15 protein-coding genes, 17 tRNA genes and 1 rRNA gene are annotated in these 18,320 nt (G+C 41.4%); 2 read left to right on the top strand and 31 right to left on the bottom strand.

Annotation, left to right across the window (positions count from 1 at the left end; translation table 11 throughout):
- Positions 1-70: 70 nt before the first annotated feature.
- From B7717_RS02320 to B7717_RS02260, 13 genes are all read right to left on the bottom strand, one after another.
- On the bottom strand, positions 71-871 hold the full coding sequence (locus tag B7717_RS02320) for an energy-coupling factor ABC transporter ATP-binding protein (RefSeq protein WP_084944102.1): 801 nt from the start codon (positions 869-871) through the stop codon (positions 71-73).
- Positions 858-1,694 carry an ABC transporter ATP-binding protein gene (locus tag B7717_RS02315; protein ID WP_000343048.1) on the bottom strand — a complete coding sequence of 279 codons (837 nt, stop codon included), beginning with the start codon at positions 1,692-1,694 and terminating at the stop codon, positions 858-860. The genes B7717_RS02320 and B7717_RS02315 overlap by 14 nt, the downstream gene beginning before the upstream one ends.
- Positions 1,670-2,461 (bottom strand): energy-coupling factor transporter transmembrane component T, encoded by a 792-nt coding sequence (locus tag B7717_RS02310; RefSeq protein ID WP_000130449.1) that lies wholly within the window; start codon positions 2,459-2,461, stop codon positions 1,670-1,672. Before B7717_RS02310 ends, B7717_RS02315 begins: the two co-directional genes overlap by 25 nt.
- Complete coding sequence (locus tag B7717_RS02305; RefSeq protein ID WP_049489595.1) at positions 2,461-3,063, bottom strand: hypothetical protein; 603 nt, start codon at positions 3,061-3,063, stop codon at positions 2,461-2,463. Before B7717_RS02305 ends, B7717_RS02310 begins: the two co-directional genes overlap by 1 nt.
- A gap of 455 nt (positions 3,064-3,518) precedes the next feature.
- On the bottom strand, positions 3,519-5,039 hold the full coding sequence (locus B7717_RS02300; RefSeq protein ID WP_049489594.1) for an ABC transporter permease/substrate-binding protein: 1,521 nt from the start codon (positions 5,037-5,039) through the stop codon (positions 3,519-3,521).
- Positions 5,032-5,760 (bottom strand): ATP-binding cassette domain-containing protein, encoded by a 729-nt coding sequence (locus tag B7717_RS02295; RefSeq protein WP_000575225.1) that lies wholly within the window; start codon positions 5,758-5,760, stop codon positions 5,032-5,034. The genes B7717_RS02300 and B7717_RS02295 overlap by 8 nt, the downstream gene beginning before the upstream one ends.
- A gap of 72 nt (positions 5,761-5,832) precedes the next feature.
- Complete coding sequence (locus tag B7717_RS02290; RefSeq protein ID WP_000872571.1) at positions 5,833-6,276, bottom strand: MarR family winged helix-turn-helix transcriptional regulator; 444 nt, start codon at positions 6,274-6,276, stop codon at positions 5,833-5,835.
- 144 nt (positions 6,277-6,420) lie between these two features.
- Positions 6,421-7,614 carry an O-antigen ligase family protein gene (locus B7717_RS02285; protein ID WP_008289123.1) on the bottom strand — a complete coding sequence of 398 codons (1,194 nt, stop codon included), beginning with the start codon at positions 7,612-7,614 and terminating at the stop codon, positions 6,421-6,423.
- A 132-nt stretch (positions 7,615-7,746) separates the two neighbouring features.
- A complete protein-coding gene (gene gtfA / locus B7717_RS02280) occupies positions 7,747-9,189 on the bottom strand; it encodes a sucrose phosphorylase (protein ID WP_084944101.1) in 1,443 nt (480 codons plus the stop codon).
- Positions 9,190-9,391: 202 nt separating this feature from the next.
- A complete protein-coding gene (locus B7717_RS02275) occupies positions 9,392-10,225 on the bottom strand; it encodes a carbohydrate ABC transporter permease (RefSeq protein ID WP_000711267.1) in 834 nt (277 codons plus the stop codon).
- Positions 10,226-10,241: 16 nt separating this feature from the next.
- Positions 10,242-11,114 (bottom strand): carbohydrate ABC transporter permease, encoded by an 873-nt coding sequence (locus B7717_RS02270; protein ID WP_001007695.1) that lies wholly within the window; start codon positions 11,112-11,114, stop codon positions 10,242-10,244.
- An 18-nt stretch (positions 11,115-11,132) separates the two neighbouring features.
- Entirely contained in the window at positions 11,133-12,383 is a 1,251-nt protein-coding gene (locus tag B7717_RS02265; protein ID WP_084944100.1) for an extracellular solute-binding protein, read from the bottom strand.
- Between the two features lie 34 nt (positions 12,384-12,417).
- Positions 12,418-14,580, bottom strand: coding sequence for an alpha-galactosidase (locus tag B7717_RS02260; protein ID WP_084944099.1), 2,163 nt, complete (start codon positions 14,578-14,580; stop codon positions 12,418-12,420).
- Between the two features lie 107 nt (positions 14,581-14,687).
- Here B7717_RS02260 and B7717_RS02255 point away from each other — a divergent pair, with 107 nt between their 5' ends.
- On the top strand, positions 14,688-15,548 hold the full coding sequence (locus B7717_RS02255; RefSeq protein WP_084944098.1) for an AraC family transcriptional regulator: 861 nt from the start codon (positions 14,688-14,690) through the stop codon (positions 15,546-15,548).
- Positions 15,545-16,480: a bifunctional biotin--[acetyl-CoA-carboxylase] ligase/biotin operon repressor BirA gene (birA, locus tag B7717_RS02250; protein ID WP_084944097.1), complete on the top strand. Its 936-nt coding sequence runs from the start codon at positions 15,545-15,547 to the stop codon at positions 16,478-16,480. The genes B7717_RS02255 and birA overlap by 4 nt, the downstream gene beginning before the upstream one ends.
- 75 nt (positions 16,481-16,555) lie before the next feature.
- Here birA and B7717_RS02245 read toward each other — a convergent pair.
- From B7717_RS02245 to rrf, 18 genes are all read right to left on the bottom strand, one after another.
- Positions 16,556-16,643: transfer RNA gene (locus tag B7717_RS02245), tRNA-Ser, on the bottom strand.
- Between the two features lie 6 nt (positions 16,644-16,649).
- Positions 16,650-16,723, bottom strand: a tRNA-Ile gene (locus tag B7717_RS02240).
- Between the two features lie 33 nt (positions 16,724-16,756).
- Positions 16,757-16,827 (bottom strand) — tRNA-Gly (locus tag B7717_RS02235).
- Positions 16,828-16,843: 16 nt separating this feature from the next.
- A tRNA-Phe gene (locus tag B7717_RS02230) sits at positions 16,844-16,916 on the bottom strand.
- A gap of 3 nt (positions 16,917-16,919) precedes the next feature.
- Positions 16,920-16,993, bottom strand: a tRNA-Met gene (locus B7717_RS02225).
- 11 nt (positions 16,994-17,004) lie between these two features.
- Positions 17,005-17,094, bottom strand: a tRNA-Ser gene (locus B7717_RS02220).
- Positions 17,095-17,105: 11 nt separating this feature from the next.
- Positions 17,106-17,179 (bottom strand) — tRNA-Ile (locus tag B7717_RS02215).
- Between the two features lie 13 nt (positions 17,180-17,192).
- Positions 17,193-17,266: transfer RNA gene (locus tag B7717_RS02210), tRNA-Met, on the bottom strand.
- Between the two features lie 5 nt (positions 17,267-17,271).
- Positions 17,272-17,345, bottom strand: a tRNA-Pro gene (locus B7717_RS02205).
- A 14-nt stretch (positions 17,346-17,359) separates the two neighbouring features.
- Positions 17,360-17,433 (bottom strand) — tRNA-Arg (locus tag B7717_RS02200).
- 11 nt (positions 17,434-17,444) lie between these two features.
- A tRNA-Leu gene (locus B7717_RS02195) sits at positions 17,445-17,530 on the bottom strand.
- Between the two features lie 7 nt (positions 17,531-17,537).
- Positions 17,538-17,609, bottom strand: a tRNA-Gly gene (locus B7717_RS02190).
- A 27-nt stretch (positions 17,610-17,636) separates the two neighbouring features.
- Positions 17,637-17,709, bottom strand: a tRNA-Thr gene (locus B7717_RS02185).
- Positions 17,710-17,721: 12 nt separating this feature from the next.
- Positions 17,722-17,803, bottom strand: a tRNA-Leu gene (locus B7717_RS02180).
- Between the two features lie 5 nt (positions 17,804-17,808).
- Positions 17,809-17,881, bottom strand: a tRNA-Lys gene (locus tag B7717_RS02175).
- Between the two features lie 24 nt (positions 17,882-17,905).
- Positions 17,906-17,978: transfer RNA gene (locus tag B7717_RS02170), tRNA-Asp, on the bottom strand.
- Between the two features lie 2 nt (positions 17,979-17,980).
- A tRNA-Val gene (locus B7717_RS02165) sits at positions 17,981-18,053 on the bottom strand.
- Between the two features lie 105 nt (positions 18,054-18,158).
- Positions 18,159-18,274, bottom strand: a 5S ribosomal RNA gene (gene rrf, locus B7717_RS02160).
- Between the last annotated feature and the right edge of the window lie 46 nt (positions 18,275-18,320).

The following is an 18,320-nucleotide window of genomic DNA, read 5'->3' as shown; positions in this document are numbered from 1 at the left end:
ACCCATGTGAGTTCTTGCCAGAAGCTGAAGTTAATCCTTCAACCTGGAAAACCCGCAGAGGTGACTTTTTCTATACATCTCGATTTTTCTGGCAATAATCATTAACCGATAAATATGTCTGTGAATCACCCAGCGACTCCGCTATGTCCATAATCCGCGGTGGTAGTAATCCCACTCGCTGGACAAGTTCGTGATTGCTGAACAATTCCCGTGGACTGCCGGCGAAGCTAAACTTCCCGTGTTCCATAACATACACCGACTCAAACTCGGCGGCGACCCAATCCATGTCATGGGTGATGGTCACAACTTGGTGGCCCGAATCAGCCAACTGATGGAAAATTGCGGTCAACTTGCGCCGGCTTTCCCAATCAAGCGACATCATCGGCTCATCAAATAAATAAATCGCCGGATCCACTGCCAAAACTGTGGCAACGCTCAACAGCTTGCGTTCCGACAATGACAGGTCATATGGACTTTCAGCTATTTTATCATCCAAGCCAACTCTTTTTAGAGCCGCTAAAGCCCGCCTCGTAATCGTGTCGTGGTCATCCATGACCTGCGCGACATTCCACTCCACCTCTCGTTGAACGGTCGGGTTGAAAAGCTGATCGTCAGGATTCTGAAAAGTAATCCCAACCTTCAGTAACTTTTCGACTGGTTTAAGATCATTAAAATTTTCTCCATCGATCTTAATCACACCGGTTTGTGGTGTCAGCAAACCCGTCAACAATTTGAAGAGCGTTGATTTGCCGGCACCATTTTGGCCGACAATCGCCACCATCGGATCGGCGAAGTGTTTGTCTTCAACATCCAAGCTAAAGGACCGTTCCGGATAAGTGAACGTCAGGTGGCTCAGTTCAATTGTGGACATAACGAACCTCCTTCAAATCAGCGTAATTCACCGGATACCGGCCATCAGCCAAGTGCCAATCCATTTTTTGAGCAAGTTGCTGGATTGTCGGGGCTGGAATCTGCCAGTCAGCTGCCAAATGATTAAACACCTCACCCGGCCTGCCCTGGGCTACCATTTGACCCTCGTGCAGCACCCACACAACGTCGGCGACTTCGCACAAATCGTCAATTTCACTGGTGACAATGAAGACAGTCGTCTCTTTGACTTGGGCCAGCCATTGGAAAAATTGCCGGCGGCCAAGGGGATCCATCTCACTGGTCGGATCATCCATAATCAAAACAGCCGGATTAGCCACAATCGCCGTGGCAATTGCCAACCGCTGAATCTGACCACCGGAAAGGCTCTCGGGACGCAAATTCAGCTGTTCAATCAGCCCCATTTGCGTGGCAACTTCTTCAACCCGTTTTTGAATCAGTCCTTCAGCCATTCCCTGATTAATCAAGTCAAAGGCGATTTCATCGGCAACCGTGTCTGCCAACCCGCTTAGTTGGCCAGCTGGATTTTGCAGTACAACTCCATTCATGGCATTATAAACAGGCCAATTGTCAGACACTCGCTGGCCAAACATGTGCCAATCGCCCTCAATCTCAGCAGACACAATTTTGGGAATGACCCCTGCCAGCACACGGCACAAAGTCGATTTGCCGGAGTGGCTATTCCCGATAATCCCAACCACCTGGCCGGTATGAACCTCCGCGTTAATCTGACGCAGTTGTGGTTGCTCAGTACCCGGATAACGGGTGGTCAAATTTTCAATTACAATCCGTTTATCTTCGTCCATATCTTCCACCCAATCAATAAAATTGCCAATCCAGTCAGACCAATGTGCAGCGTCCGCGACAGGCGATACACGCGCTGGGAGGTTCTGACAGTCCGGTTGAGATTATCAAAACCTCTCAGTTGGAGAGAAATCGACCGCGTCATCGATTGATCCAAGGTCTTAATCACCAATGGAATTAGAACCGGCAGGACTGACTTTAATTTCTGAATCAACGTTTTTTGCGGATTGGTTCCGCGAACTTTTTGTGCCTGCTGGATTTTCCGCATATTGCGCATCATTTCCGGCAAAATATAACACACCGACATCAGAACGTAGACGGTTTTATAAGACAATCCGGACAGTTCCAAATAGGCCGCGTTTTCTGAAATACTCGTGGTCACCATAAAAAAGCCACTGGTCAAAATAATCACCAATACTCGACAACCCAGAGTGGTGGCGTAAATCAGGCCTTCTTTGTAGAACGACACCCCAAACACAGAAAACAGCACAGTTTGATTCCGACTGTAAAATAACCCTTGGATGATCAGCATGGTGCAAATCAGAAACAGGCTGAATCCCAGCGCCTTAAAGGTGGTAGAACTCAATTTGGAAAATAACAATAGCAGTGTTGCGACAAGAATTAATCCGGCCTGAAGCAATAAATTCATACTGGCAAAGCTCAACAACGTCATGTTCAAGATGAACAAGAGCTTAGTAATCGGATCGATCACCTGGTACCACTTGAGCTTGACCCGTGGCGCTCCAGAAATCAATGTTTTATCAGTCATCATTTATCATCGCTAAAGAAGTGCACCATCCGCTTCGGCAGCTGACGATAGATGAAGAATGCCAGGTAGGCCACGCAGACTTTATCCAAAATATCCAAGACAAACTCATCTATAAATGAGGCCAGCCACACTGGTGCATGATTGGCGACCATTACCGCAAACAATGAGTCACCCCAAGCGATACCGGTCTGACCACCCCAAAAGATGACGTTGAGTGGCGTTGAAATGACAGCTGAAACGATGGCAATAATAATAGCAGAAACAAATACTCGTCGCGCTGACGAGAACCACCCATTGGCGTGCAAAACTCCGACAGCAATCCCAATTCCGATGCTGGTAATCGCATACACGGTTGAAATTGGCGATAAGGTCAGCCCATAGATCACGTTGTTGATGAAACCACTAATGGCACCGGCAACCGGCCCAGCCAACATGCTGGTAAGAAAGGTTCCCAAAGACCCCAGCCAAACGGGCAACTTTAACCCCTCCGCCAAGGCTTTGGCAACATAGTTAATCCCCACGGCAGCGGGAATCAAAGTCATGGTGGCAGCACTTAACCTAAATTTCCACATACTGGTACGATGAATTGGTTCTGTTTTCATAATCTTCTCCTTTTGTTTTTAAAGAGCCGTGTCTGGATAGACTTTCGGACGCAACGCTCTATTATATATCTACTGAACTGTCTATACACAAGATTTCCATCCTTAGTCGACATGAGTTGGAAATCCTTATTTGTTAAGTAGTTCACAACACATTATACACCTATTCTCTGAATAGTCAAGTGTATTTACAGTAAAATATTGGAAAATCCTGAAAATTTCCTCTTATACTCTTCGAAAATCAAATTCAAACCACGTCAGCGTCACCTTACCGTACTCAAGTACAGTCTGCGGCTAGCTTCCTAGTTTGCTCTTTGATTTTCATTGAGTATTATTTTCCATTTTGAAAGACATTCAGTAACTCTAATATCAAAAAAGCCCAGACGACATTGTCTGAGCATTCTTTTATCTAGTTGTTTAAGGGAGTTGAGTTCAGTATGTTTAAAGTCTCTGCCCCATCATTTCTTCAACAAGCCTTGTTCTTGTAGAAATTCTTTGGCTACTTGTTCTGCTGACTTGCCTTCAACACCGACTTGGTAGTTGAGCTGGCTCATCTGGCTTTCCGTGATTTTACCTGCTAGTTTATTGAGAACTGGCTCCAACTCAGGATGTTTCTTGAGAAGAGCTTCTTTCATGAGTGGGGCCCCTTGATAAGGTGGGAAGAGTTGCTTGTCATCTTCCAAGATCTGCAAATCATAACGCGCCAATTCTGCATCTGTCGAATAGGCATCTGTGATTTGAATATCGCCTGACTGAATTGCCTGATAGCGAAGAGCTGGCTCCATGGTCGCTACGTTGAGATTGAGACCATACATTGATTGCAAGCCCTTATTTCCATCCTCACGATCATTAAACTCGAGAGTAAAACCGGCCTTCAGCTGCCCTTCCACTTTTTTCAAGTCCGAAATGGTCTTCAAGCCATATTCTTGAGCAATTTTTTTCGGAACAGCTACAGCGTAGGTATTTTGATAAGACATAGGTTTTAGATAGGCCAGATGATCCTGTTTGGCAATGCCATCACGCGCCACCTGATAAACCTGATCTGGCTCATGACCTACCTTGGGTGATGGCTGAAGCAAACTTTCAGTCACCGTACCAGTAAATTCAGGATAGATATCAATATCCCCTTTTTTCAGAGCTTCATAGAGGAAACTTGTTTTCCCAAAATTCGGTTTAACAGTCGCAGTCATACTGGTATTTTCTTCAATCAGCAGCTTATACATATTGGCCAAAATTTCTGGTTCTGGACCCAATTTCCCAGCAATCACCAAGTTTTCTTTCTCTTTTTGAGCCAAGAGGGCTGGACTATAAGACAGACCAAGCAATATGGTCACCAAGGCAAAACCAGAGAAAATCGTCCGCAATTTTGCTTTTTCCATCACTTTTAGCAGGAAGTTAAAGGCAATAGCCAGCACTGCAGAAGAAAGGGCCCCAATCAAAATCAGACTGGTATTATTGCGGTCAATTCCCAAAAGGATAAAGGAACCCAGTCCCCCTGCACCAATCAAGGCAGCCAAGGTCGCCGTACCAATGATCAAGACCGCTGCCGTCCGAATCCCAGACATAATGACAGGCATGGCAAGTGGAATTTCAAACTTCTTGAGACGCTCCCATCTAGTCATCCCAAAGGCAATCCCAGCCTCTTGTAGACTTGGATCAATTCCCTTTAGCCCAGTGATGGTATTTTGCAAAATTGGGAAAATCGCATAAATCACTAGTGCTGTCAAAGCAGGCAAGGTCCCAATTCCCATCAAGGGAATAAAGAGTCCCAACAAGGCCAGAGACGGGATAGTCTGGAAAATTCCTGCAATCTGCAAGACCCAGTCCGCCATCTTTTCATGATAACGAAGATAAACAGCCAAAGGAATCGCGATAAAAATAGCTAGTAACAAGGTTAAAAGTGACAACTGCAAATGTTGAGATAGAGCTGTTACCCAATCACCAAAACGATCCTGAAAAGTTGATATCAAATTAGTCATGAACACTACCTCCAAACAAGTCTGCTACAAAGTCCGTTGCAGGAGCTTTTAAAATGGTCTCAGGGTTCGCCACCTGACGAATCTCTCCGTCCTGCAAGACAGCAATACGGTCACCTAATTTCAAAGCTTCATCCGTATCATGGGTCACAAAAATCGTTGTCATCCCAAACTCTTTATGCAATTCTTTCGTCAAAACCTGCAACTGTTTTCTCGAAATGGCATCCAAGGCTGAAAAAGGTTCATCCATAAGCAAAATCTTAGGCTGACCAATCATAGCACGAACAATACCAACCCGTTGCTGTTCTCCGCCAGATAGTTCACTAGGAAGTCGATGTCCATACTCAGCCACTGGTAAACCAACTTTAGCCAAAAGCTCTTCTGTTTTCTGAGCAATTTCTTCCTTGCTCCAGCCCTTCATCTCAGGAATGAGGGCAATATTTTCCGCAACCGTTAGATTGGGAAAAAGAGCAATGGCCTGTAAAACATAACCAGTAGAAAGACGAAGTTCCCGCTCATCATAGTCTTTGATGCGCTTGCCATCCATATAAATATTTCCATCAGTTGGTTCCAAAAGACGGTTAATCATCTTGATCATGGTTGTCTTACCAGATCCAGATGGACCAACTAAAACCATGAACTCCCCATTCTCAATCCGTAAATTGACATCTCTCAAAACATCTTTTTCTGTGTAGCGTAGCGCTACATTTTTGTATTCAATCATTCTTTGTCCTCAATTTAAAATTTTCCTCGGTTTGTCAAGTTACCAAACTTTTAATAACTAATTTACCCCATTCTAAACCTCATTTTCCTGCTCTTTCAGATTAGCCAAAATTCTTTCTTGAAAACCTTCAAACTGACGAATTTCTTCCTCTGAAAATCCTTTGTAACAGATAGTATCCAATCTCTGACTGACACGTTGCCCAACTTCTTTCTGGGACTTGCCCAACTCTGTTAAAACTAAATACTTCTTACGCTTATCTTCTCCACACGGACTGACAGTTATAAGATTTTGCTCCTCTAACTTTTTTATCATAGTCGTCAACGTATTATTAGCAAGCCCAGTCGCAAGCGCAATATCTGTCGCAGTTGCACAGCCCGTCTTACTATTCCATAAAACCGCTAAAATCTTTCCCTGCTCACTCCGATAAAGAGAGTCAGGGTCTTGTCTCAGTAACTTTTGAAAAAGCCGCCCATTCAACAAACGAATATGATGGGCTACCAAATGACAATATTTCATGAAACCTCCAATTTATTTCTATATCGATACGAATAAAAAACATTATAATACTTATTATTCCAATTGTCAACTATTTCGATTTAGAACTAATTTTTCTCAGTAAAAAATCTCCTACTCAAGGTAGAAGATTTCAATCTTATAAACTTAATCCGTCATGTCTGATACCAAGGTTCGACGCTCCAATGGAATACTGCACATAACTAACAAGAAAATGAAACCTGACTGAATCCAGAAAAGGGCCAAGTCAAAGATTCCATGCACAGCAACCACTGTAAGGAAAGATAGATAAAGACCGATAATTGGACGTTTCCCCGACTCCTGACTCATATCCATCATCAAACGAACAGGAGCAACAGAAGACAAAGCTAATAAAATGGTTCCCACAATTCCGTAACTCAGAATCGTATCAATATAAAGGCTGTGAGCATGTTCATGATAAGGAGCATTTATCCGAGGATAAGAGTGCATATAGGTCAATGGCCCCTCCCCCCAAAAAGGATTTTGCTTAAACAAGGCCATCCCAGCATCCCAGATAGAAATGCGTTCTTCCATAGAGGAATCTAAAGTCCCCATCCGAACTCCCAAATCACTAGAAAAAAGGAAACTCAAGCCAATCGCAAAGACCCCGATACTAAGCCAAAAGGCCTTCCAGTTTTTAATGGTTGTAAAGAGATAAATGATGGCTCCAGCGATAATAGCAGGAAAGGCAGTTCGATTTTGAGTAAAGTTCAATCCAAAGAGATTAACAAAGCCTGCAATCACACAGAATACCTTCAACCAATTCAACTTGGTCGTTGTAAAGAGATAGAAGGCAATCATGATACAGAAACAACAAATAATTCCATAGTAATTAGGATTAAAAAAGGTCACTTCTGCCCGATTCTGATGCCATACCTGCATATTGGGCGAAAGAAAGGCATAGTTAAATTTCTTTACAATTTGGAAATGCTCCAAAGTAGCAAAAGCCGCAGAGAGCACACTACCAAACAAGATTGTCTGCAGTATCAGTCGAAAGAAAGCATGTGTCAGACGTTTCTGGTAGAAACTAAAGAAAATGAGGAAGAGAAACATCAGTAAAGATGCAACCAATCCAAGCCAGTTCTTAGCGACGATAGAGATGATACTACTGTAGGCAATAAAAAAGAGAAGTACAGGATGTTTGGCTAATCCTTTGATAATTCCCTTCATCTCCCCAGTAACAAGTAAACCTATCAAATATAAAGCAAAGAGGGCTAAGAACAAATAAAAAGGTAAAAAGATACTTATGATCATCAAATACAAAAAGAAATCTTTTTTCGAAAGCCCTCTTATCTTATCCAGTAATCCAATTGATTTCAAAACGGATCCTTTCTGTTCTGGATTTCTCCAGAAGATAAATGCTAAACTATCTTTATATTCTACCATTTTTTCCGTCATTTGGGAACAATGAACACGTTTTCACAACAAAAAAACTCTTTCATTAATATAGCACTAGAACTGAATTTTTCTGCCGTTTTCCACTACTTGATAGGTCTGACTTTGTAAATCAATTTCTGCTACTGCTGTTACGGACTTGTCTTTATTTTGACGTTTGATTACAATGCTGTGAGCTGTTGGTGTTTCCACCTCTATAGTTCCTTCTAGATCAAAGGCCTCTGACCGATTACGGAAAGAAAATAGATTGAGAAGGGCCTTCACCACAGGACGTTGAACTTCTTCTGCTATTTCCTCATTGCTATAGTAATGACGATTAATATTTCGACCTTCTTTGGTTTCTTCTAATAATTTCAAGTCATTTTTTCCTGCTAATAGACCCACATAGTAAACCTGAGGAATGCCTGGCGCAAAAGCTTGAATCAAACGAGCGAGGAAGTACTTGACATCATCATCTCCAAGTGCAGAATAGTAGGTTGAATTGATTTGGTAGATATCTAGATTGTTATACTCTGCACTAGAGTACTTACGTTTGACATTCGCTCCAACCTTATAGAGCTCATTTGAAGCATAGTCAATTTCCTCATCGGTCAGGATATCCTTGACATCTACCACTCCAATCCCATCATGGGTATCTAGTGTCGTAAATTGCTTCATCGGGCTCATCTTTAACCACTTAGCTAAGCGCTCTGTTCTGGAACTGTAAAGAGTATAAAGGGTCACCATTGGAAGGGCAAAATCGTAAACATAGTAATCATGATCCGCTATTTTAAACTGAATCGAATAGTGTTCATGAATCTCAGGTAAGAGCTCTGCACCGTATTCAGCTCCTATATCCCGGACCTTATCCAATAAGTCCCAAATATCTGGTTCCACAAAGAAATCATTGGTATCCAATTTCTTCACCGCATAAGCAAAAGCATCTAGGCGAATCAAATCACACCCGTTACTTGCTAGATGTTGAATCGTCTTACGGATGAAGCTCATCGTTACTTCTTTGGTCACATCAAGATCAATCTGCTCCTCACCAAAGGTATTCCACAAATGTTCTACTGAACCGTCTGCAAAAACGATCTCTTGCTTTGGTGCACGATCCTTACGCTTGTAAATTAAATCTACATCAGCTTGTGTCGGACGGTTTTCCGGCCAAAACTTGTCCCAGTTTAAAAAGAGATCTTTAAATTCACTAGCTTCATGTTTTTCTTGATAGTCCTTATAATATTTAGATTGACGAGAAATATGGTTAATCATAAAGTCAAACATAAGATAATATTTCTCACCTAAACGCTTAACATCCTCCCAATCACCAAACGCTGAATCCACTTCATCATAGTCAACTGGCGCAAATCCACGATCACCTGTTGATGGGAAAAATGGTAGAAGGTGAACTCCCCCAATAGCATCGCCAAAATGTTCTTCCAAATTCTCATATAAGTCTTTAAGGTTATTTCCAAGACTATCTGAATAAGTAATCAACATAGTTTTATTTTGAATGGTCATAGATGTTCTCCTTTTTCTGATGAAAGCCAAGTCTTATATGACCTGGCTTCGTAAATGAAAGATATTTTTAGATTTTTGTTCACATTGAACTCGTACTAATATAGACTGTGACAAACTAAGTACTACTTTATTTTTCTCTTGAATTATCAATAAGCTGAACCGTTCGTCTATGTATGGAATTATAGATTCCCTAAGCACTTTCTTACTTCACTGCCCCGTTGCTCATTCCTGAAATGATATGTTTTTGGAAGATGAGGTAGACAATGGTTATCGTTACAATTCCCACAATATAAGATGCAAAGCTTGGGCCATAGTCATTGAAGTACTGACCTTGATAGTTGTATTGGAAGAGAGGCAAAGTCCACATCTTGGAATCCTTATTCAGAATCAAAAGTGGCAACATAAAGTCATTCCAGAACCAGAGGGCATTGATAATCAAAGTTGTCGCATGCATGGGCTTCAACATTGGAAAAATGATTCGACGATAAGTTGTAAAACGATCAGCCCCATCAATTTCTGCAGCTTCATCTAAACTATCTGGTATACTGATTTTAATATAACCAACATACAAGAAGAGAGTCTGTGGAATAGCATAAGTTAAGTAGAGTATTACTAGCCCCCACATATTCGCTAGACCGAGTTTACTCATCATAACTGTGATGGGAATCATAATCACCTGAAATGGAACAAATATCCCTAAGATCAAGAGCGAATACATAATTGCAAAGGCTTTTTTCTTGGACATATTTCGAGCAATGGAATAAGCTGCAGCTGGTATAAAGAAAGCCACTACAATCAATGATAACACCGTAATAACTGCTGAATTCCAGAAATAGCCTCCAATTCCATCCGAAATCAATCGTTCATAATTACTCAACGTAAAAGGATTGGGCAAACTAAAGAAATGATTCATGATATCCTTAGTTGTCTTGAAAGAACTAAATACTGTTACCAACAAAGGAACAAGTATAAGAATACCACCGACTATCAAGAGGACGTATTTCCAAAACTGATTCAATTTTTCTTCTTTTTTCATGTGTAGGACTCCTCTATTAGATTTCAAATTTCTTTGATAGCTTGATTTGGATCAGAGAAACAATTCCAATAATTAAGAATAAAATCAAGGCAATTGCATTCGCATATCCATATTGATTACTCTTGAAAGCATAGTTGTAGACTAAAAGTCCAAGAGACGTTGTAGCATTATTTGGACCACCACTCGTCAACGCAAAAATTTGGTCAAAGGCTGTCAAACCAGACTTAAGAGCCAAGATAAAAACCATTGAGATCGTTGGCAGTAAATAGGGCAATTCAATCTTCCAAAAAGTTTGTTTACTGGTTGCACCATCAATTGATGCTGCCTCTAAAATATCAGTTGGAATACTCTGAAGACCAGCAAGAAAGAGAATGATTGGCATAGCTACTCCTTGCCATAGAAGAACAAAAATAGTTGCCACTACCGCTCCGACAGGTGTCCCTAATAGACTCTCTTGTAAAAAACTAATTCCTAAAATTTTTCCAATCGTTGGAAGCCCATAGTTGAAGAATTGTTTAAAAATCAAGGAAACTGTCAAACCAGATAAAACAGCCGGGAAAAAGAACCAAGCTCTAAAGAAGGTCCGCCCCTTCATCTTAGAATTTAAGGCTCGTGCCACAACCATCCCAATCGTAATCTCTCCAATAATCAATGCCAGAGTTAAAATCAAAGTAAAGGATATGGCTGTGAAGAATTTCCCATCAATCATCAGTAATTTGTAGTTATTTAAACCAACAAATTTATAATTATAGGTCAATCCAGTCCAGTTAGTCAAACTATAGAAAGCACCTTGTACCATTGGAAAGTAAAAGAAGATAGCTTGTAAAGCAAGCGGGATGAGCAAAAATGTCCAACCCCAGTATTTATTTAAAAATTTTCGAATAGCCATATCATCTTAACTCCTATTCTAGTCCAAATCTGCCTTCATTGGATTAAAGAAAGCATTGAGATTGTTTGCCATATTTTTCAGATTTTTATCCATCAGGTAACCTGCACTTAGATTAAAAAAGTCTTCTTCAGAGTTCCAGCGTTGGCCCAACCAAACATAATGTTTGTCCGTAAAAGCCAGTTTAGAAATAGCTGCAAGCGCTGAATCTTCTTTTTCCTGTATACCTTTCACCGCAACTGGTGATCCATCTATATCATAGTATGACTGCATAGCTTTTGGACTAGTCATATAGCTGATAAATTCTTCGGTTTCCTTAGGGTGTTTGGTAGTAGCTGAAGTTGATAATGCCATATCCCCTGCACCAACAGTGACTTCTTTTCCTACTTCTTCTCCAGGAAAGGCAAACATCCCCACCTCAAATTTTGGATCCTGTTGATTAATTGCGGCTAATGCCCATGATCCTTGTGGCATCATCAAGGCTTTTTCACTCGAAAATGCTACCACCGCATCATTATAAGAGGCACCACGCCAACCATCTTGAGCATTATCTGCTAATAAATCGAGTCGTTCTGCATCTGCTTTTAAAATAGCATCATCTGCAGAGATTGCGTTTGGTTTTGAAAAGCGAAGGTAGTTATTAGCCGCGTCTCCACTACCTGTAAGAGTAATGAGAGAAAGTTGGTGGTAACCATTCAATGTCCAGCCTTCATTGCCTGCAACCGCAAACGGAGAATTCCCACTATCTTTTATCTTTTTAACAATCTCTTGAAACTCTTTAAAAGTCTTCGGTTCCTCAAGTCCTAATTCTTTAAACTTCGTTTTATTGTAATAGATTCCATAAAGGTTGGCTGTTAATGGCACACTATAAATCTTGTTATTGATTGCATACTTTTCAGCATAGTCATTCTTGATGTTCTCAAGATAGGGTTTTCCTGTCATATCTGCAAAATAACCTGCCTTCGCCCACTCCTGAAAATCCATATTTTGAGGATAGATATTAATAATATCTGGAACATCTCCTGATAAAATACGAGTCTTTAGAACAATTCCAGCTGAAGGTACTGTAGTCAGCTTCACATCAATATTAGGGTGTTCCTTTTCAAAATCATCCACTATCTTTTGCAAGGTATCTGCCATCTCGGTCTTCTGGTTAAAAAACTCAATCGTTACCTTGCCATCAGTTGATTGATTGTTCTGACCACAAGCCACTAGGCCTAGTAAACTTGCCCCAGCTACTAAAAGAAAACCTGCTTTCTTATACCATTTCATTGGAATGCCTCCTTGATAAATTTATACGCTTTTATTATAGTCTTTTGAATTTATACTGTCTACTCAAAAAATCTCCTGGTGATAGGGTAACAGTTAAACCTGCATACATGAGCTCTGCACCCGAGTAAACAATGTTTGTCCCTTCCAGCTCATAAAGCCCTTCCACTTCTAAGTCTTTCAGTTTCAAGGTGGTTTCCATTGTTTCCACAACTGACAGGACTCGGACGTAGGTCACAATCGTTTGATTTCCATAGTTAAATTGCACAGCTGCTTCATTGGATTCAGCATCGGGATTGATTAACCTATACTGATTCCCCAACTGGACTACTGGTCGCAATTCTTTATACAAGTTCACCTGATTAGCAATCTCAGCCTTCTCTTCATCTGATAAACTTGGCAAATCAAGCTCATAGCCCAGATTTCCCATCATTGCCACATGACCACGAGTTTCCAATGGTGTCGTTCGTCCCATCTGATGATTTGGCACTGCTGACACATGAGCCCCCATAGAAATGGTTGGATAGAGATAGGATGAACCATATTGGATTGGTAAACGTGCAATAGCATCAGTATTATCACTAGCCCAGACTTGTGGGAAATAACGCATCATACCAAGATCATTTCGTCCACCACCACCTGAGCAGGACTCAAAGAGAATATGGCTATGCTTCTCTGTCAGATAAGAAACGAGTTCGTAAAGCCCCATCATGTACTGATGAGACTGCATCTGGGTTTCCAGATAAACTGAACCATTCCCCAGATTAGTGATATTGCGGTTCATATCCCATTTGATGTAGTCAATTTTATGATGAAAGAGGAGTTCATCTAAAACATTTTTCAAATATTCTACTACCTGAGGATTGGCAAGATTAAGTACTAATTGATTTCGAGAATAGGTATGCTCATAACCTGGAACCTGAATAGCCCAGTCAGGATGTTTGCGATACAAGTCGCTATCAACAGAAATCATCTCCGGTTCTAACCAAAGCCCAAACTGCAAACCTCTTTCATGGATCGCTGAAATCAGACTTTCTAGACTTCCACCCAGTTTTTTCTCATTCACAACCCAATCACCTAAAGCACGATTATCATCAAAGCGATTACCAAACCACCCATCATCTAATACAAAAAGTTCAATTCCAACTTTCTTAGCTTCATCAGCTAGTTCTAACAGTTTTTCTCTCTGAAAGTCAAAGTAGGTAGCTTCCCAGTTATTGATTAGAATTGGACGCTCTTTTTTAGAAAATTTACTTGGCATAATGTGCTTAAGTACAAAATTCTGACTTTCATGACTAATACCAGTTAATCCCTTATCTGAATAGGTCACTAAAGCTACCGGTGTTTCAAAATTTTCCTCAGGATCTAACTTCCAAGAAAAGTTTTCTGGATTAATGCCAATAGCCACCCGAACTTCATTCAGTTGATTCTTTTGGACAAAAGCTTCGAAGTTTCCACTATACATCAGTTGAATAGCAAACACATTCCCAGCATCCTCTGTAACTCCTTGATCACATAATATAAGAGCAGGTGTTTGAGCATGCCCAGAAGCTCCACGGTTCGAACTAATCGAAAAGATTCCTTGCTCTACCTGTTGACGTCGGACAGTCTTTTCACGAGCATAAGCTCCCTGCAGAGTTACTATTTCGTAAGCTGCAGCAGGAAAATCAGCCATAAAAGAAAAGTCCTTATAAATGACAACTTCCTGATTGCTATTATTTTCCAATTTGCTGTAACTAGCAATTGTCGCATCATTATCAAAAGCTGTATAATACAAAGTCAGACTAAGTTGAGCCTTAGAATCTTTTAAAATCAAGGCAAGCGTCTCTGTAGCATCCATGCTGTGAGGAGAAGGTAAGCCCTGTGGACCATTCTGACCTTTTAAAATCTTTGCTTCTACAAATCGAAAGTCTGTTACTTCAGTTGCATCATGTTGAACCTGTAAAGTTGGTTTTCTAAAGTCACCCAAACCATGTTGTCCAAAAATCTGACGTTGCGTATCCAAACTAAAGGTTCGATTAGTAGCTATGGGATTACCAGAAAAAGCATGATCGCGTTCGTAAACACTATTAGCCCCTCTATAGTTCTTAATAGTCTTTCCTAAATGTTTTAATAATAAGAATCCATCCCTATTTTCAATAATCAAACTTAAACCTTTACTCTCAACGTAAAATAGATTATTCTCTATTCGAACTCCCATAAATTGTACCTCATCTATTTCTTGATAAAATTTTAGCACATAAAAGCGCTTTCTAAAATAGAGAAATGTCTACAAAGTATGGTAAAATGTTAGGTAGGAGGTGGCCCATGCTCGTTTTTTCAGAATACCAGACTGGAACAATTGATCTTTCTCTTAGCTTCTACGGTTATGAAGAATGCACGCCTAATTACTCTTTTGGTCCAGCTATTCGAGATACCTATGTACTACATTACATTACTAAAGGAAAAGGTCAATTCCATTATAAGGGGAAAATTGTTGATTTAAAGGCAGGAGATTTCTTTTTACTAAAACCAGATGAATTAACATTCTATCAAGCAGATAGCCAGGATCCTTGGGCTTACTACTGGTTGGGGATCACTGGAGGGAGGGCACCTGACTACTTTGCTCTATCTCAAATTTCTGACCAATCCTACCTCAACCAGTCAAATAACTGTCATACACAAACAACTGCAAAACTCATCTCAGATATTGTCTGCTTTGCTCAGATTACAAAATCTAATGAATTGGCTCAACTCCACATCATGGGACAACTCCATGAACTAATGTTTCATCTAGGAACGATTGCTCCCAATCAGAAAAAAGAGAATATTTCATCAACTCACCAGCTCTATCTTGACTGCAAACAATTAATTGATAGTCACTATCCACGATCGCTCACCATTCAAGATTTAGCAAAAGAGCTATCGGTTCATAGAAGTTACTTAACTAGTGTGTTTAAAGAATTTCACCAACTCTCTCCAAAAGAGTATTTACTTTTCGTTCGAATGAACCGTGCTCAACAGTTACTAGAACACACAAATGAAACGATCAAAGTCATTGCATATTCTGTAGGTTTTTCAGACCCACTACATTTCTCAAAAGCCTACAAACAGTTTTTTCATAAAACACCTAGTCAAACTCGAAAAGAATACTCTCACTCCCTCTTAGCTAGAAAGGAAAATCAATGAAATCACACCAACTAGTCTACCAAATATTAGCTAGAGAAAACGATTATGTTAGCGGAGAAAAAATCGGAGAAGAACTGAATTTAAGCCGTACATCCATATGGAAAGCGATCCAACGTCTTCAACAAGAAGGCCTAGAAATTGACAGTATCAAAAATAGAGGCTATAAGCTTATTCAAGGCGATCTGATATTGCCTGATTTGATTCAGGAGAACACCAACTTAACCATTCGCTACAAACCTGAGACCAAATCAACCCAAACAGATGCAAAAGAAGGGATTGAAGCTGGAAACAAAGGAAATACACTCTATCTTTCAACCTGTCAAACAGCAGGTCGTGGCCGCTTTCAGCGCCCCTACTATTCTCCATCTCAGGGTGGGATCTATATGTCCCTGCATATTCAACCCAATCTTCCCTATGAAAAACTCCCTTCCTATACTCTCCTTGTAGCTGCTGCAGTCTACAAAGCCATTAAAAATCTCACTATGATAGAAGTAGATATCAAATGGGTAAATGACATCTACTTAAAAAATAAAAAAATAGCAGGTATCCTCACCGAAGCAATGACATCAGTTGAGACAGACTTGGTTACAGACGTCATTATCGGACTTGGTATAAATTTTTCTATAGCAGACTTCCCAGATAACCTCAAAGAAAAAGCAGGTAGCCTATTTATGCAACCTGCACCAATTAGTCGTAATGAGCTCATCAGCGAAATATGGAATTGTTTCTACAATACGGATTCAGATGAGCTACTTTATATCTATAAAGAAAGATCAATCGTTCTTGGAAAAGAAGTTACCTTCCAGCTAGATGGAAAATTGAATAAAGGTCTTGCAAAAGAAATCTCAGAATCTGGTCAACTTCAAGTCGAACTTGAAGATAAACATACTATCTGGCTCAATAGCGGAGAAATATCACTAACAAGTTGGTAATAAACAAATCCCCCTTTTAATGATATAGAAGGGGGATTTACATACAAAAAAAAGAGCCTAGCAGCTCTCAACGTACGGAGAATGGGGGATTCGAACCCCCGCGCCGGTTACCCGACCTAACGATTTAGCAAACCGTCCTCTTCAGCCTCTTGAGTAATTCTCCTATTAATGGGCACGAGTGGACTCGAACCACCGACCTCACGCTTATCAGGCGTGCGCTCTAACCACCTGAGCTACGCGCCCAAGTTTAAAAACTTGGTATGAACTTTCGTTCAAAGCGGGTGACGAGAATCGAACTCGCGACAACAGCTTGGAAGGCTGTAGTTTTACCACTAAACTACACCCGCTTAATAAAATAAAATATGGCGCGAGACGGAATCGAACCGCCGACACATGGAGCTTCAATCCATTGCTCTACCAACTGAGCTACCGAGCCAAATTGCGGGAGCAGGATTTGAACCTACGACCTTCGGGTTATGAGCCCGACGAGCTACCGAGCTGCTCCATCCCGCGTTAATATAAAAAGGAGGATGTGGGATTCGAACCCACGCACGCTTTTACACGCCTGACGGTTTTCAAGACCGTTCCCTTCAGCCGGACTTGGGTAATCCTCCATTATTTACAATGGACCTTGTAGGACTTGAACCTACGACCACTCGGTTATGAGCCGAGAGCTCTAACCAGCTGAGCTAAAGGTCCAACAAGATCAATATAGCGGCGAAGGGGATCGAACCCCCGACCTCCCGGGTATGAACCGGACGCTCTAGCCAGCTGAGCTACACCGCCATGAATCGGGAAGACAGGATTCGAACCTGCGACACCTTGGTCCCAAACCAAGTACTCTACCAAGCTGAGCTACTTCCCGCGTTAAATAAAAAATGCACCCTAGAGGAGTCGAACCTCTAACCGCCTGATTCGTAGTCAGGTACTCTATCCAGTTGAGCTAAGGGTGCTCATCATTATATGCCGAGGACCGGAATCGAACCGGTACGATCGTTACCAATCGCAGGATTTTAAGTCCTGTGCGTCTGCCAGTTCCGCCACCCCGGCCTCTCTAAGCGAACGACGGGATTCGAACCCGCGACCCCCACCTTGGCAAGGTGGTGTTCTACCACTGAACTACGTTCGCATCGACCTCTTATTCTATATAAAAAAATGCCGGCTACATGACTTGAACACGCGACCCTCTGATTACAAATCAGATGCTCTACCAACTGAGCTAAGCCGGCTACTTTCTATTATGCGGGTTAAGGGACTTGAACCCCCACGCCGTTAAGCGCCAGATCCTAAATCTGGTGCGTCTGCCAATTCCGCCAAACCCGCAAATATGACCCGTACTGGGCTCGAACCAGTGACCCATTGATTAAAAGTCAATTGCTCTACCAACTGAGCTAACGAGTCTAAAATAACTTCCGTTATCTTAAACGGTCCCGACGGGAATCGAACCCGCGATCTTCGCCGTGACAGGGCGACGTGATAACCGCTACACTACGGGACCTATGGGAGTTAACGGGATCGAACCGCTGACCCTCTGCTTGTAAGGCAGATGCTCTCCCAGCTGAGCTAAACTCCCAAAGGGCGGAGTCTAGCTCATCCAACGGTAAGAAACTTTGTTTCTCTCATCCGCCGATTGTAATTTCGATTTCCTCTCAATTACAACTAAGCTAAACTCCCTCGAGCTAAGCGACTTCCATATCTCACAGGGGGCAACCCCCAACTACTTCCGGCGTTCTAGGGCTTAACTACTGTGTTCGGCATGGGTACAGGTGTATCTCCTAGGCTATCGTCACTTAACTCTGAGTAATACCTACTCAAAATTGAATATCTATCAAATACCAAG

Source organism: Streptococcus oralis subsp. oralis (assembly GCF_002096495.1).
Lineage (GTDB): Bacteria > Bacillota > Bacilli > Lactobacillales > Streptococcaceae > Streptococcus > Streptococcus oralis_CU.
This window is presented reverse-complemented; position numbering and strand designations above follow the sequence as displayed.